A 13,618-nucleotide genomic window follows, 5' to 3' on the forward strand; every position below is an offset into this window, starting at 1 on the left:
CTGAACCATCATGCGGCGACGAGCAGACGATCCTTGAGCGGCGCCCATGCTTCGCCGATCACGACCGATGCCGGCGTCGCCGTCATCTGCGATGGGCGCGCCTGCGGATTGACAGCAAGATAAGTCTTCACCAGATGATAGCCGATCGTGTAGCCGGCCCAGCGCGGCAGAGACCGATCGGTGCCAAAGAACCAGCCTGCGTGATCATAGGCCTCGGCCCAAAGCTCTCGTTCGGCGCGCTCCAACAAGCTTTCCCAATCCGCGGCGTTGAGCGCATGATTCCACACATGGCCGTCGCCGCCGTTGATCTCGGCATCGAAAGCATCGGCCAGCCCCTCGCTGACCAGCGCTTCGCCGAGCTTGGAACCATAGCCGCAGGTCGCGTGGCGAAAGGAATGATGCAGTTCGTGCGTCAGCAATTTGCGCACTTCTCCCGCACTAAGGCTCGCCTCGAAATTCTCGTTGCCGGGATCGACCGTGAAGACGACCAGCGCCCTGCGGTAGCAGGCGCCCGCAACACCGAGTTCGGGGATCGTCTCGCCCGCACGATACTCGACGAGGACATCGATGGGGGCGGCGCTGTCCGAGGCAGAAACCGCCGCGCCGACACGCTCGGCGGTTTCCCGCACGGCCTCCCGTATTCGTTCGTGCCACGGCGCCAGAGATCCGTCCGCTTCGAGAAAGTGAACACGAAGATCCAGCATTTCGACCATCTCCTATTGTCTCAGCCGCCTGGAACCGCAACGTAAGGATGCGGCCGGTGATTGCAACGCCGGAAAGATGAAAGTTTCTGCGACCCACCGATGTCAGCCGGAGCAGGAGGCGTCATGAGGCGTCATTGCGATGGCCGGATGCGGCGCCTCGGTGTACAAGACAAAGCTGGAGAACGGAGCAGGCGCGCGGGATGGCGAAGGGCAAGATCAGGATGCTGCGCAGTGCCGCCGCGGGCATAGACGCTGTCGAGGCCGAAACGCGCCAGTCCTTCGCCCGCCACACGCACGATCAGTTTGGCATCGGTCTCATCTATGAGGGCGCGCAGAAGTCGCTCAGCGGCCGCGGCATTGTCGAAGCCGGCGCCGGCGACATGATCACCGTCAACCCCGGCGAGGTGCATGACGGAACGCCGATCGGTGATGCCGGCCGCGCCTGGCGCATGCTCTACTTCGATCCCTCGGTCATCGCGACTGCCGCCGAGGATATCAGCCAGGGCCGCGCGCATTCCGGCGAGTTCACTGCACCCGCGTTCCACGACCGGGAGGTCGCAGATCACTTTCGGGCACTGTTTGCGGCCATCACCGATCCGACGGCCATGGGCGACGCCATCCGGCACGAGGAGCAGCTCCTGCCGCTGCTTGCAGGCGTTCTTGCAACCGGCAGGCGACACCAGCGTGAACGGCCGGCAACAGTCGCGGCGGCCAAGACGATGATCGACGACGATCCGACGGCCGCGATCACGCTCGCCGATCTCGCCGCCGAAGCCGGGCTCAGCCGCTTTCAACTGGTGCGCAATTTCGCAAGTGCGGTCGGCCTGACGCCGCATGCCTATATCGTCCAGCGCCGCATCGATCTCGCCCGCCGCCTGATCGGTGGGGGCATGCCGCTGGCGGAGGCCGCGTTCGCGGCCGGCTTCGCCGACCAGAGCCACATGACCCGCGTCTTCGTCAGCAAATATGGCCTCTCGCCGGGCATCTATGCCGAGGCCAAAAAGTAGCGCCCGCAATTCCGTTCAAGACCCGAGCCCTCCCCCGGAGCATTGCTGCATCGGCTGCACAGCGACAAGCGCGGCGAAGCAACGGAGAACGGACATGTCGGGAAAATTTCAAGGCTATCTCTATCTGTCGCTGGCGATGATCCTCGTCGGTAGCACGGTGATCGCCAGCAAGATCATCGCGACGGGCCTGCCACCGTTCACGGCCACCGCGCTGCGCTTCGCCGTCGCCTTCCCGCTCTTCCTGCTGTTGATGTGGCTCACCAGGACGTCATGGCCGAAACTTAAGGGCCGCGACTGGCTTCTCCTCATCGCCCAAGCCGGCGCTGGCAGCGTCGGCTATACGACGCTTTTGATCGCGGGCCTCAGCCTGACCTCGGCAACCGATGCCGGCGTGGTGATCGGTACGCTGCCGGTGGTTTCCGCCGCCATCGCTATCCTTCTTCTCGGCGAGCGCCCGGACCGCAAAGTGCTTGCGGCGATCGCACTTGCCGCAGCCGGCGTGCTGACCATCGTCTTCAAGCCCGGCGAAGGCGGCACCCATTCGCCGCTCGGCATCGCCCTCATCTTTGGCGCCGTCATATGCGAAGGCCTGTTCATCCTTCTCAACAAGCGCGTGAAGACGGAGATCTCGCCGCTGGCTCTTTCGACGCTGATGGCCGGCCTCGGCTTCGCGGTCGCCATCATCCCTGCGCTCTTCGAGACGCATGCGACGGCCGAGATCGACAGGGGCGCAATCGTTGCGGTTCTCTACTACGCCCTCATCCCGACCGTTGCCGGCTTCCTGCTCTGGTATGCGGGATCGGCCAAAGTAAGCGGCACCGAGGCCTCCGTCTTCACGGCGCTGGCGCCCGTTTCAGCCGTCGCCTTCGCCTTTCTCCTGCTCGACGAGCCGGTCGGCGCCCCTCAATTGCTTGGGATCGGCTGCGTGCTCGCCGCCGTCCTCGGCCTGACCCTACCCCAGATCCTCGCCGGCCGAAGGACGGCACGCGCCTTTCCGGTCGCGGAGGTTTGAACCAGAATGAACGCATCCAATTCGAGGACTTCCATGCACTTCCAGCACGCAGACGACATCTGGCGCGATTTCCCGGAGCTGAGCGCCGGCGCGCTTTTCATCGATGGCATAAATGGCGGCGTCTCGGTCGAGGACCATGTTCGCCAGTTCCAGGCGAGCGCAAATGATCGTCTCGGCGCGGGTTCGGAAAGCGACCTGCCCGAGATCCAGGCGTGGCGCCGGACCTTTGCCAAGATGGGATTGAAGCCGACACAATACCGCTCGGCAGCCGAAGCCTTGCTCCGCCGCTTCCGCAAGGAAGGCGACCTGCCCTCGATCCATCCGCTGATCGATCTTTGCAACGCCGCTTCGCTCGCCTTCGCCATTCCGATCGCCGTCTTCGACCTCTCCCACGTCAGCGGTTTTCTGCACGTCCGCCGGGCGGCCGGCAGCGAACGCTATCTGACGTTCTCAGGAGAAACGGAGAGCCCCGAACCAGGCGAAGTGATCTTCGCCGATGCCGAGGGGCGGGCGCATGCCCGGCGCTGGACCAACCGGCAGAGCGGTCTTTCGGCCATCCGGCCGCAGACGACGCATGCGCTGATCGTGGCGGAAGCGCTGCACAAGACGGCATGCGAGGACACCGAACGCCTGCTCACGGCACTTTCGCAGGCAATCGAACAGACCTGGGGCGCTCGCCCGAGCATGGCCATGCTCGATCGTTCGTCGCCGCGTTTCGATTTTTCGGTTTAGGGATTTCGTTCGGAAAACGGCGCTTGGGCGCCGCGAGACCGGCCGATGCCTAGGCACCGGCCGGACACAGGACAATCAGGCCGCCTTGGCGACGTGATATTCCTTGATCGCGACCATCTTGATCGCCGGATAGCGCTCGGCTTCGTAGCGCAGCGAGAAGCTGTCCTGCGCCAGGAACACCGGGTCGCCGTCGAGATCGCGGGCGATGTCGCCGCGGCGCGCGGTGACGAACTTGTCGAGTTCGGCCGGCTGATCGGACGAAATCCAGCGGCAAACGGAAAAGCGCGACATTTCGAAGGAGACCGGCAGGCCGTATTCGGCGCTGAGGCGCTCCTTCAACACGTCGAGCTGCAGCGCGCCGACGACGCCGACGATCGCCGGCGAGCCGTCTTCCGGCGAGAAGAGCTGCACGACGCCTTCTTCCGCCATCTGCTGCAGCGCCTCTTTCAGCTTCTTCGCCTTCATCGCATCCTCGAGCCGCACGCGGCGCAGGATTTCCGGCGAGAAGTTCGGCACGCCCTGGAACACCAGCGGCTCACCCTCCGTCAGCGTGTCGCCGATACGTAGCGTGCCGTGGTTCGGGATGCCGACGACGTCGCCGGCGTAAGCCGTGTCGGCGAGCTGGCGCTGCGAGGCGAAGAAGAACTGCGGGGCGCTGAGGCCAAGCTGCTTGCCGGTGCGCGACAGGCGTGCCTTCATGCCGCGCTCGAGCTTGCCGGAGCAGACGCGGGCAAAGGCGATGCGGTCGCGATGGTTCGGGTCCATGTTGGCCTGGATCTTGAAGACGAAGGCCGTCATCTTGTCGTCGGTCGCATGCACCGTGCGGATATCCGCGACCTGGTCGCGCGGCGGCGGGGCGATGTCGCCAAGCGCATTGATGAGATCGCGCACACCGAAGTTGCGCAGCGCCGAGCCGAAAAAGACCGGGGTCAGGTGGCCTTCGAGGAAGGCCTTCTTGTCGAAGGGCTTGCAGGCCTCGATCGCCAGCATCAGCTCTTCGGTAAAGGCGTCGCGCTCGTTTTCCGGCAGGCGATGGGAGGCCATTTCCGGGCCGTTGACCTTGGTCGGGATTTCCTGCGTGTCCGAACCGCGCACGGTGTTGTCGGCGAGGTTGTAGGACCCGCAGAAAGTCTTCGAGCGGCCGATCGGCCAGGTCACCGGCGCGCAGTCGAGCGCCAGCTTCTCCTCGACCTCATCCAGGATCTCGAAGGGATCGCGGCTCTCGCGGTCCATCTTGTTGACGAAGGTGATGATCGGGATGTCGCGCATGCGGCAGACTTCGAAGAGCTTTAGCGTGCGCGGTTCGATACCCTTGGCGGCGTCGATGACCATGACGGCCGCATCCACCGCCGTCAGCGTGCGATAGGTGTCATCGGCGAAGTCTTCGTGACCGGGCGTATCAAGAATGTTGAAGACGTTGCCGCCATACTCGAAGGTCATCACCGAGGTGACGACCGAGATGCCGCGCTCGCGCTCGATCTTCATCCAGTCCGAACGGGTCTGGATGCGGTCCTTCTTGGCCTTGACCTCACCGGCGAGCTGGATGGCACCGCCGAACAGCAGCAACTTTTCCGTGAGCGTGGTCTTACCGGCGTCCGGGTGGGCGATAATCGCAAATGTGCGGCGGCGGGAGACCGCCTCGGCGAGAGTTTCAGCCATGTCGTAAAATCCTGTGAGTTGCCGCGTCCTTTACAGGCTCGGCCCCGATTATGCAATTGACCGAGGCGCCCGTGGCCCGGCTTATGCGGGCATGAGCACGCACACTTCCCTATCCCGCCCGACCCTCAACCTCGTTCGTCTGCCGCACGGCGAAGGCCTGGAGCTTCCGGCCTACGAGACCGCAGGCGCCGCCGGCATGGATTTGCGCGCGGGCGTCCCCGCCGATCGACCGCTGATGCTCACCCCCGGCAAGCGCGCCCTCGTTCCGACCGGCTTCATTTTCGAAGTGCCCGCCGGCTACGAGGCGCAGATCCGCCCGCGCTCCGGCCTCGCCTTCAAGCACGGCATCACCTGCCTCAACACGCCCGGTACGATCGACAGCGACTATCGCGGTGAAGTGAAGGTGCTGCTCGTCAATCTCGGCGACGAGGAGTTCATCATCGAGCGCGGCATGCGCATCGCCCAGATGGTGATCGCACCGGTCACGCAGGTCACGGTTCGCGAGGCCGACGGCGCAAGCGAGACGGCACGCGGCGCCGGCGGCTTCGGCTCGACCGGCGTCTGATCGAGCGACGGCTACCGCTTCGCACTTTTCCCGGAATTGGCTTTTAGGCCGTAATCCCGAACGGAAAACCGCTATGCACTTTTCCTGGGATTGCTCTCGCATGCGCAATTCCGGACGGAAAACCGCTTCGCACTCTTCCTGGGATTGCTTTAAATCAAAGGCGGCAGGCGGCGCTTGACCGGTGTCGACTTGACAATCGAGGTGTTGGTCTGCGCCTTCTCGGCGATCCGGTCGAGGATCGTGTCGAGCTGCGCCATGTCACGCACGTAGAGCTTGGCGATGAAGCAGTCGTCGCCTGTAACCTTGTCGCATTCGACGAATTCCGGCGTTTCCTGGATCAGCCTCTCGACGATGTGCAGCATGCCCGGCATCGGCCGCACGCGGATGACCGCCTGCAGCGGGTAGCCGACTTTGGCGGGGTTGAGGGCGATGGTGAAACCGTCGAGGACACCGCGCTCTTCCAGCTTGCGGAGCCTATCCGCAGCGCTCGGCGAGGAGAGCCCAGCCTCCTGCGCGAGCTCCTTCAGCGACACCCGGGCATTGGCGGCCAGTATGTCGAGGATTCGTCGGTCAATCTCGTCCAGCATCACGACACCATAAGTCACAACAACAAACAGAACTTCGATAATTAGGCAACCCAGCACAATTGCCTTCGTTAATCTATGGGAAAGGCCATGAGCACCGGCTATTCTGCGATCATCAATAGGAGCAGAAATCATGAATACCGAGCTCAAACGCGGCAGCATCGAGATGACGGCAGCGATGCTGATATCCGGCACCATCGGCTGGTTCGTGCTGATGTCGGGGCAGCCGGTGACGAGCGTGGTGTTCTGGCGCTGCGTCTTCGGGGCCATAACGCTCGTTGCCATTGCCTGGGCGCTCGGACTTCTCGACCGTCGCCACTTCAGCCGACGGATGCTGCTGCTTTCGGTCATCGGCGGCATCGCGATCGTGGTCAACTGGCTGCTGCTTTTCGCCGCCTATTCCCACGCATCGATCTCGATCGCGACGATGGTCTACAACACCCAGCCCTTCATGCTCTTGGGCCTCGGCGCCGTGTTCCTCGGCGAAAAGATCACCGTCACCAAGATCTTCTGGCTCCTGGTGTCGTTTGCCGGCATGCTCGCGATCATTTCGGCCAAGCCTGGCCAAGGCTTCGCGCCTGAAGATTATCTGATCGGCGTGGCCCTTTCGATCGGCGCTGCCTTCTTCTACGCGATCGCGGCGATTGCGACCAAGCTGCTCAAGGGCACGCCGCCGCATCTGATTGCGCTGATCCAGGTGATCACCGGCACCGTGATGCTGGCACCGATGGCGCTTGCCGCACCCGCCCCGTCAGGTGCAACGCAATGGTCGATCGTCCTGACCCTCGGCGTCATCCACACCGGGCTGATGTATGTGATGCTCTACGGCGCGATCCAGCGGCTGCCGACGCACATGACCGGGGCGCTTTCCTTCATCTATCCGATTGCCGCCATTGTGGTGGACCGCCTCGCCTTCGGGCACCAGTTGCAGCCGATCCAGATCGCCGGCTCCGTCGCGATCCTCGTTGCCGCCGCCGGCATGACTCTCGGCTGGAAACTTCGCCTTCCCTCTTCTATCAAGAAGCGGGAACGCGAAGGGAGAACTGCATGATCACCTGCTACCTGAAATACATTATCGACCCTTACAAGGCGGCCGAGTTCGAACATTACGCCAAGCTCTGGATCCCGCTCGTCAATCGGCTGGGCGGCACGCATCACGGCTACTTCCTGCCGCATGAAGGGGCGAACAACATCGCCCTGGCGCTCTTCAGCTTTCCGACCCTTGCCCACTATGAAAACTACCGCCGGGAAATGGCCGCGGATCCGGAATGCCAGGACGCCTTCGCCTATGCCGAGAAGACGCGCTGCATCCTCAGCTACGAGCGCAGCTTCATGCGGCCGGTTTTCGAGTAAGCCAGCTCCGGAGTTGAGGGCGGCGTCGGCAAGCGCGCGTTAGCGCCGCGCTTCCGAAGCCATGCTCAGCGCGAAGCCGAAGAGCGCCGTCCCCATCGCCCAGCGCTGCACCACCATGAACAACGGCCGCCCGGCAAGAAAAGCGGCGATGCCGCTGGCGGCGAGCGCGATCATGGCGTTGACGGTGACGCTGGTCGCGATCTGGATCGAGCCGAAGACCAGCGACTGGCCGAGCACGTTGCCGAGCTCCGGCCGGATGAACTGCGGCAGCAACGAGAGATAGAGCACCGCTACCTTGGGATTGAGCAGGCTGGTCAGGAAGCCCATGACGAACAGCTTCTTCGGCCCATCCTTCGGCAGGTTCTTGACCTGAAAGGGCGAGCGTCCACCGGGCCTGACCGCCTGCCAGGCGAGATAGAGAAGGTAGGCTGCACCGGCGATGCGAAGCGCATCATAGGCGAGGGGCACGGCCAGAAGCAGCGCTGTGATACCGAATGCCGCCGAGACCATATAGACGACGAAGCCGAGCGCCACGCCGCCGAGCGAAATCAAGCCGGCGCCCGGCCCCTGGCTGATCGAGCGCGAGATCAAGTAGATCATGTTCGGGCCTGGCGTCAGCACCATGCCAAGGGCCAGGAGGGCAAAGCCGATCATATCCTTCAACTCGGGCATGGAGAGGCGCCTTTCGCTCGTTTTCGCCAAGCTCTACGCATTTCGCACCAGCGGACAACGCCAGACTTGTCACCCGGTCAATTTCTTCAGCGGACGCCCGCCGGTCGCAGTTCGGTGATTTCCTTTTTCAGTCGCTTGAGGTAGAAATCGGCATCATCTTCGGAAGGACGTTCCATGACGCTCGCGGCCCTCATCGCCTATAGCGGCGCGCTCTTCATCGCCGCGGCCATTCCAGGCCCCGGCGTGACGGCGCTGGTTGCGCGCGCGCTCGGCTCCGGTTTCCGCGAGACCTTCTTCATGGGCCTCGGCATCGCGCTCGGCGACATGATCTATCTAACCGCGGTCATCCTCGGGCTGGCGCTGATTGCCCAGACCTTCACCACAGCCTTCCTGGTGGTGAAGTTTGCCGGCGTCCTCTACCTCGGCTACATCGCGTGGAAGCTGTGGAGCGCAGGGCTGCTGCCGGAGGACATCAAGGCGAAGCCGTCGACGAGTGCGGCCATGTCCTTTCTGTCCGGCCTGCTGATCACGCTCGGCAATCCGAAGACGATGCTGTTTTACGTGGCGCTCGTGCCGACGCTGATCGACATTCGGGCGATCGGACCCGGCGACTACGGCCTGCTCCTGACAGCCACCTTTCTGGTGCTCTTGAGCGTTCTCGTACCCTATATGGTGCTCGCCTCGCGTGCGCGTCTGCTGCTCAAGCAACCGAAGGCCCTGAAAGCGCTGAACCGGGTTGCGGCCAGCGTGCTTGCCGGCACGGCGGCCTATATCGCCGTTCGCGCCAGCTGAAAAAACTTTTCCCGAACAACGACTTCGCCAGTGGTTTTTCCTTCGGCGGATCGCTGCGCGGTGTTTGTCGTTCTGGAATTGCGCGATCATTGTTCCTATTCTCATAGCTCGACAATTTACGCCCAAGGGAGAAACCCATGTCCGACACACGCAAGCCCGGCCGCGGCCGCGTCTACTCCTCGATCACGGAAACGATCGGCGACACGCCCATCGTGCGGCTGGACAAGCTTGCCAAGGAAAAGGGCGTCAAGGCGAACCTGCTCGCCAAGCTCGAATTCTTCAACCCGATCGCCTCGGTCAAGGACCGTATCGGTGTGGCGATGATCGAGAGCCTGGAAGCGCAGGGCAAGATTACGCCCGGCCGCACGACGCTGGTGGAGCCGACCTCCGGCAATACCGGCATCGCGCTCGCCTTCGTCGCGGCCGCCAAGGGCTACAAGCTGATCCTGACGATGCCAGAGACCATGTCGGTCGAGCGGCGCAAGATGCTGGCGCTGCTCGGCGCCGAGCTGGTGCTGACCGAGGGCGCCAAGGGCATGAAGGGCGCGATCGCCAAGGCGCAGGAACTGGTCGAGACACTGCCGGACGCCATCATCCCACAGCAGTTCGAAAACCCGGCCAACCCGGAAATTCACCGCAAGACGACGGCCGAAGAAATCTGGAACGACACGGACGGCGCTGTCGACATTTTCGTCTCCGGCATCGGCACCGGCGGCACGATTACCGGCGCCGGCCAGGTGCTGAAGGCGCGCAAGCCTTCGATCAAGGTAATCGCCGTCGAGCCGGAGGAATCTCCGGTTCTGTCCGGTGGCAATCCCGGGCCGCACAAGATCCAGGGCATCGGCGCAGGCTTTGCGCCGGCGATCCTCGACACCACGGTCTATGACGAGATCGTCACGGTCAACAGCGCGGAAGCGATCGAGGCCGCCCGCCTTGTCGCCAAGCTCGAAGGCGTGCCGGTCGGCATCTCCGCCGGTGCAGCTCTAACCGCGGCAATCGAGGTCGGCCAGCGCGAGGAAAATGCCGGCAAGACCATCGTCGTCATCATCCCTTCCTTTGCCGAACGCTACCTCTCGACGGTGCTGTTCGATGGCCTGGGCGGCTGATCAGGCTGGGATAACTTCTGATCGGAAAGGGCGCCCACGAGGCGCCCTTTTTTTTCCAGGCACGCCGCTATGCGGCGACGGGCAAGCGTTCCCCGGCGATCCGATAGGAAATCGCCTCGGCGAGATGGATTCGGCCGACCGTCGACGCACCATCGAGGTCCGCAAGAGTGCGCGCCACCTTCAGCACCCGGTGATAGCCGCGGGCGGAGAATTTCATCTTTTCGGCGGCGTCCCGGAGAAGCTGCAGGCCGGCCGCATCGGGTGCTGCGATCTTCTCGATCATCGAGGTCGACGCGCGGGCATTGCTTGTCAGCTCTGGATGTCCGAGGGCGGCGAAACGATCGATCTGCAGCGCCCGGGCACGGGCGACGCGACGGGCAACGACCTCACTGCTTTCGGCTGCGGCCGGCTTCAGGAGATCGGCGGCGCTGACGGCCGGCACGTCGATGCGGATATCGATGCGGTCCATCAGCGGACCAGAAATGCGCGCCTGATAGTCGGACATGCAGCGCGGTCCACGGGCGCAGCTGCGGCCGGGTTCGCCGGCCATGCCGCAGCGGCAGGGGTTCATGGCCGCGACAAGCTGGATCGCGGCGGGATAGCTGACGCGGTGGTTGGCGCGGGCGATGATGCATTCGGCGGTTTCAAGCGGCTGGCGCAGCGCGTCGAGCACCTGCGGCGAGAATTCCGGAAACTCGTCGAGGAACAGTACGCCGTTGTGCGCAAGCGAGGCTTCGCCAGGCTTGGCGCGCAAGCCGCCACCGACCATGGCGGCCATCGTCGCGGAATGATGCGGCGTGCGGAACGGCCGTCGGTCCGAGAGCTTGCCGCCTGGAAGCTGCCCGGCGATCGAATGGATCATCGACACTTCGAGGAGCTCGGCCGGGTTGAGCGGCGGCAGGATCGACGGCAGGCGGGCAGCGAGCATCGACTTGCCCGAGCCGGGCGGGCCGACCATCAGCATGGTATTGGCAAAAGACCTTACCCGACACGGAGCCTTCTGCTAATGCTCTTGACCATGAACGACCTGACCACGATCAAGCCCAAGGCTTACAGCTACATTCGCTTCTCTACCCCTGAACAGATGAAGGGCGATAGCTTCCGTCGCCAGCTTGAGGCAGCAGAGAAATACGCTGCCTTGCATGGACTGGAGATAGACACAACGTTCGATTTCCATGACTTGGGCGTTTCCGCTTGGCAGGGCAAGAATCGCACAGAGGGCATGCTCGGGGAGTTCCTTCAGTTCGTCCAGTCAGGAGACATTAAGCGAGGCTCCTACCTGCTGGTCGAAAATCTCGACCGCGTGTCCCGAGAGAACGCTCTCGATGCGCTCGACACCCTGAAAGACATCGCCAAGGCTGGCGTTACCGTAGTCACCCTGAATGATGGTCGCGAATACACGCACGAAAGCCTTCGTCGCAACCCTATCGACCTGATGGTTGCGGTCATGATGTTCATGCGAGCGAACGAAGAAAGCGAGGTTAAGGCGAGGCGCTTGAAGGAAGCATGGACGGCCAAGCGGGAAAAGGCGCAGCACGGCAGCAAACCGCTGACCGCCTTGTGCCCTGGCTGGCTCAAGCTGAACCGCAGCACGAATAGCTTCGACGTCATCCCCGAGCGTGCCGAAATCGTCCGCCGCGTGTTCGCCCAGACGCTGGATGGAGTGGGGCAACACAGCATCGCCCAGAAGCTGAATCGAGAGGGTGTCCCTGTCTTTGGCAGAGGGAAGATGTGGCAGCGCTCCTACATCAACAAGATGCTCGCAGACCACGCAGTGATTGGAAACTTCACCCCCCACCGCGCCGAGAGGATTAACGGCAAGAAGGTCCGCACCCCGACCGCGACCATCGAGGGCTACTTCCCTGCCGTCGTTGATCGTGAGTCGTTCGAGCGCGTCTCTTCCATGATCAGCGCACGACCTACGTCAGCACGCGCCCCTGTCGCGAACATCCTCGCTGGCCTTGCTCGCTGCCCATTATGTGATGCCTCGATGACCCGCATCAATAAAGGCTCTGGCCCCAAGGGAGGTAAGCCGTATCTCGTCTGCTCACGGGCCAAGGTAGGGGCCGGCTGCGATTACAAGCAAGTCAGGATGGAGAATGTCGAACACGCCGTGATCTACCACGTTGAGGAGCTGCTAGGTGGCCTGCCGTCGCCGCATGAGGGGCTGCAAGCAAAATGGGAAGAGTTGCTCACCCATCGCGATGTCATCAACGACGAGGTAGAAAGGCTGGTCGGGGCCATCGCAAGCGCGGGCCATTCCAAAGCACTGCTTAACCGCCTTGAGAAAATGGAGCGGGAGCGCGACGGGATCGCCAAAGCGCTGGAAGAGGTGGAAGGGCTGGTAGCGGATAGCCTCACTAACCGCGTGCAGAACACGGTGAAGGAGTTGGTATCAGCCGCGCAGAATGACCAGCGGGACCACGGGAAGGTCAATGCGGTCATGAGGCAGATATTCTCCAAGGTAGTCGTGGACTATCGCGACGGGCAATTATGGTTTCACTGGAAGCACGTTGAGGGGGAGCAAACCGGGATCGTGTACGCCATGCCCCTGGAATGATTTGCTGGTCACAAGAATTTTCATCCTGATCGATTCACCGGTGAGTACCGCCGAGCCCTTGCCCGCCCGACGCTGCCGCGAAAATCCACTCACCGGTGGGTAAGTTATTGAAAAATAATTGATTTCATGGCGTTGACGCGAGTCTCTGGAGGGAGTCTAACAGCGTTATTCCAGATCGAAACAGGGGCAAGGCAATGAGATTCTTTAAGCAGACACGGTGGTTTGAAGCGCACTTCGAGGTTGAGGAGCGCCGCATCCTTGACCGCTTCTTTGACCGCCGTAGCGAGGGCGGCAGCCACGAGTTTTGGCTCGGGCGTTGTTACCTGACGGTCCATTTCTATGGCCGCAAGGCTTCGGTTAGCGGGCCTGATGTCGTGATCGACTGACCGTCGTTTCTTGACTTCCTGCATAGCGTTGCCCCGTGGAGCCATCTGCGGGGCTTTTCGTTGGATCAATGCGTGAGGTTACCACCCACTTAAGCAAATCCAACGCGCACCCCATGAGAGGGCGCGTAGCAGGGCACTTCAATGAACCAGATCGCAAGTCTCAACACAGCTACCACGCTCACCATGTCCAGCCGTGAATTAGCCCCCGAAAGGCCCGGACATGCTCCCCCACTTAGCTAAGTGGGTAGGAGTAATGTTGGTAATATGACTAGCAGCAATTTTAAGATGGAAGTCCTTTCGGGTCCGGAACGGCGACGGCGCTGGAGCACGGCGGAGAAGCTGGCCATCATTCAAGAGACCTACGAGGCGGACGCGACGGTGAGCATCGTTGCCCGGCGGCACGGCATTCAGCCGAACCAGTTGTTCGCATGGCGAAAGCTGGCGTCCCAAGGGGCACTGACGGCGACGGCCGCCGAAGAGGAGGTC

General features: G+C 62.7%; 15 protein-coding genes and 1 pseudogene. 10 read left to right on the forward strand and 6 right to left on the reverse strand.

Translation table 11 applies throughout. The annotated features are described in order from the left end of the window. Positions 1-8: 8 nt before the first annotated feature. Positions 9-704 carry a DUF2268 domain-containing putative Zn-dependent protease gene (locus tag BLU15_RS32280; RefSeq protein WP_176960421.1) on the reverse strand — a complete coding sequence of 232 codons (696 nt, stop codon included), beginning with the start codon at positions 702-704 and terminating at the stop codon, positions 9-11. A 200-nt stretch (positions 705-904) separates the two neighbouring features. Here BLU15_RS32280 and BLU15_RS32285 point away from each other — a divergent pair, with 200 nt between their 5' ends. The 3 genes from BLU15_RS32285 to BLU15_RS32295 all read left to right on the forward strand — a co-directional run bounded on the left by BLU15_RS32285 (position 905) and on the right by BLU15_RS32295 (position 3,455). After that, positions 905-1,711, forward strand: coding sequence for an AraC family transcriptional regulator (locus tag BLU15_RS32285; RefSeq protein ID WP_090300991.1), 807 nt, complete (start codon positions 905-907; stop codon positions 1,709-1,711). 94 nt (positions 1,712-1,805) lie between these two features. Then, positions 1,806-2,723, forward strand: a complete 918-nt coding sequence (locus BLU15_RS32290) for a DMT family transporter (protein WP_060608358.1) — start codon at positions 1,806-1,808, stop codon at positions 2,721-2,723. 33 nt (positions 2,724-2,756) lie between these two features. Further along, positions 2,757-3,455: a B3/B4 domain-containing protein gene (locus BLU15_RS32295; protein ID WP_060580632.1), complete on the forward strand. Its 699-nt coding sequence runs from the start codon at positions 2,757-2,759 to the stop codon at positions 3,453-3,455. Positions 3,456-3,530: 75 nt separating this feature from the next. On the opposite strand, the gene BLU15_RS32300 is transcribed toward BLU15_RS32295, so the two are convergent. Next, complete coding sequence (locus BLU15_RS32300) at positions 3,531-5,114, reverse strand: peptide chain release factor 3 (protein ID WP_034797554.1); 1,584 nt, start codon at positions 5,112-5,114, stop codon at positions 3,531-3,533. Between the two features lie 91 nt (positions 5,115-5,205). On the opposite strand from BLU15_RS32300, the gene dut reads away from it, so the two are divergent. Next, entirely contained in the window at positions 5,206-5,679 is a 474-nt protein-coding gene (gene dut, locus BLU15_RS32305; protein ID WP_034797555.1) for a dUTP diphosphatase, read from the forward strand. A gap of 149 nt (positions 5,680-5,828) precedes the next feature. Here the strand turns inward: dut and BLU15_RS32310 are convergent, their stop codons facing one another. After that, positions 5,829-6,266: an Lrp/AsnC family transcriptional regulator gene (locus BLU15_RS32310; protein ID WP_060519687.1), complete on the reverse strand. Its 438-nt coding sequence runs from the start codon at positions 6,264-6,266 to the stop codon at positions 5,829-5,831. Positions 6,267-6,396: 130 nt separating this feature from the next. Here BLU15_RS32310 and BLU15_RS32315 point away from each other — a divergent pair, with 130 nt between their 5' ends. Beyond that, positions 6,397-7,314, forward strand: a complete 918-nt coding sequence (locus tag BLU15_RS32315) for a DMT family transporter (protein WP_060519685.1) — start codon at positions 6,397-6,399, stop codon at positions 7,312-7,314. Next, positions 7,311-7,616: an NIPSNAP family protein gene (locus BLU15_RS32320; protein ID WP_090300993.1), complete on the forward strand. Its 306-nt coding sequence runs from the start codon at positions 7,311-7,313 to the stop codon at positions 7,614-7,616. The genes BLU15_RS32315 and BLU15_RS32320 overlap by 4 nt, the downstream gene beginning before the upstream one ends. Positions 7,617-7,655: 39 nt before the next feature. Here the strand turns inward: BLU15_RS32320 and BLU15_RS32325 are convergent, their stop codons facing one another. Beyond that, complete coding sequence (locus BLU15_RS32325) at positions 7,656-8,288, reverse strand: LysE family translocator (protein ID WP_060519681.1); 633 nt, start codon at positions 8,286-8,288, stop codon at positions 7,656-7,658. Positions 8,289-8,462: 174 nt separating this feature from the next. On the opposite strand from BLU15_RS32325, the gene BLU15_RS32330 reads away from it, so the two are divergent. Both BLU15_RS32330 and cysK read left to right on the forward strand, forming a co-directional pair. Further along, entirely contained in the window at positions 8,463-9,080 is a 618-nt protein-coding gene (locus tag BLU15_RS32330) for a LysE family translocator (RefSeq protein ID WP_090300995.1), read from the forward strand. 137 nt (positions 9,081-9,217) lie between these two features. Continuing rightward, on the forward strand, positions 9,218-10,186 hold the full coding sequence (gene cysK / locus BLU15_RS32335) for a cysteine synthase A (protein WP_034797566.1): 969 nt from the start codon (positions 9,218-9,220) through the stop codon (positions 10,184-10,186). Positions 10,187-10,253: 67 nt separating this feature from the next. Here the strand turns inward: cysK and BLU15_RS32340 are convergent. Beyond that, positions 10,254-11,156: pseudogene (locus BLU15_RS32340) on the reverse strand (YifB family Mg chelatase-like AAA ATPase); the annotation flags it as partial. Between the two features lie 36 nt (positions 11,157-11,192). Here BLU15_RS32340 and BLU15_RS32345 point away from each other — a divergent pair. Beyond that, positions 11,193-12,746 (forward strand): recombinase family protein, encoded by a 1,554-nt coding sequence (locus tag BLU15_RS32345; protein WP_090300997.1) that lies wholly within the window; start codon positions 11,193-11,195, stop codon positions 12,744-12,746. A 104-nt stretch (positions 12,747-12,850) separates the two neighbouring features. Here BLU15_RS32345 and BLU15_RS39175 read toward each other — a convergent pair whose 3' ends face one another. Continuing rightward, entirely contained in the window at positions 12,851-13,156 is a 306-nt protein-coding gene (locus BLU15_RS39175) for a hypothetical protein (protein ID WP_143034305.1), read from the reverse strand. Positions 13,157-13,396: 240 nt separating this feature from the next. Between BLU15_RS39175 and BLU15_RS32355 the strand changes: the two genes are divergently transcribed. Then, positions 13,397-13,618: transposase (locus BLU15_RS32355; RefSeq protein WP_143034306.1), on the forward strand; the 222-nt coding region annotated here is incomplete at its 3' end.

This window comes from Ensifer sp. YR511 (genome assembly GCF_900103045.1).
Classification (GTDB): Bacteria; Pseudomonadota; Alphaproteobacteria; order Rhizobiales; family Rhizobiaceae; genus Ensifer; species Ensifer adhaerens.

What these genes read in the sequence shown, in the direction of transcription:
- BLU15_RS32280 (WP_176960421.1), bottom strand. Translation starts at nt 704, where the DNA reads ATGCTGGATCTTCGTGTTCACTTTCTCGAAGCGGACGGATCTCTGGCG.
- BLU15_RS32285 (WP_090300991.1), top strand. Translation starts at nt 905, where the DNA reads ATGGCGAAGGGCAAGATCAGGATGCTGCGCAGTGCCGCCGCGGGCATA.
- BLU15_RS32290 (WP_060608358.1), top strand. Translation starts at nt 1,806, where the DNA reads ATGTCGGGAAAATTTCAAGGCTATCTCTATCTGTCGCTGGCGATGATC.
- BLU15_RS32295 (WP_060580632.1), top strand. Translation starts at nt 2,757, where the DNA reads ATGCACTTCCAGCACGCAGACGACATCTGGCGCGATTTCCCGGAGCTG.
- BLU15_RS32300 (WP_034797554.1), bottom strand. Translation starts at nt 5,114, where the DNA reads ATGGCTGAAACTCTCGCCGAGGCGGTCTCCCGCCGCCGCACATTTGCG.
- dut (WP_034797555.1), top strand. Translation starts at nt 5,206, where the DNA reads ATGAGCACGCACACTTCCCTATCCCGCCCGACCCTCAACCTCGTTCGT.
- BLU15_RS32310 (WP_060519687.1), bottom strand. Translation starts at nt 6,266, where the DNA reads ATGCTGGACGAGATTGACCGACGAATCCTCGACATACTGGCCGCCAAT.
- BLU15_RS32315 (WP_060519685.1), top strand. Translation starts at nt 6,397, where the DNA reads ATGAATACCGAGCTCAAACGCGGCAGCATCGAGATGACGGCAGCGATG.
- BLU15_RS32320 (WP_090300993.1), top strand. Translation starts at nt 7,311, where the DNA reads ATGATCACCTGCTACCTGAAATACATTATCGACCCTTACAAGGCGGCC.
- BLU15_RS32325 (WP_060519681.1), bottom strand. Translation starts at nt 8,288, where the DNA reads ATGCCCGAGTTGAAGGATATGATCGGCTTTGCCCTCCTGGCCCTTGGC.
- BLU15_RS32330 (WP_090300995.1), top strand. Translation starts at nt 8,463, where the DNA reads ATGACGCTCGCGGCCCTCATCGCCTATAGCGGCGCGCTCTTCATCGCC.
- cysK (WP_034797566.1), top strand. Translation starts at nt 9,218, where the DNA reads ATGTCCGACACACGCAAGCCCGGCCGCGGCCGCGTCTACTCCTCGATC.
- BLU15_RS32345 (WP_090300997.1), top strand. Translation starts at nt 11,193, where the DNA reads ATGCTCTTGACCATGAACGACCTGACCACGATCAAGCCCAAGGCTTAC.
- BLU15_RS39175 (WP_143034305.1), bottom strand. Translation starts at nt 13,156, where the DNA reads ATGCAGGAAGTCAAGAAACGACGGTCAGTCGATCACGACATCAGGCCC.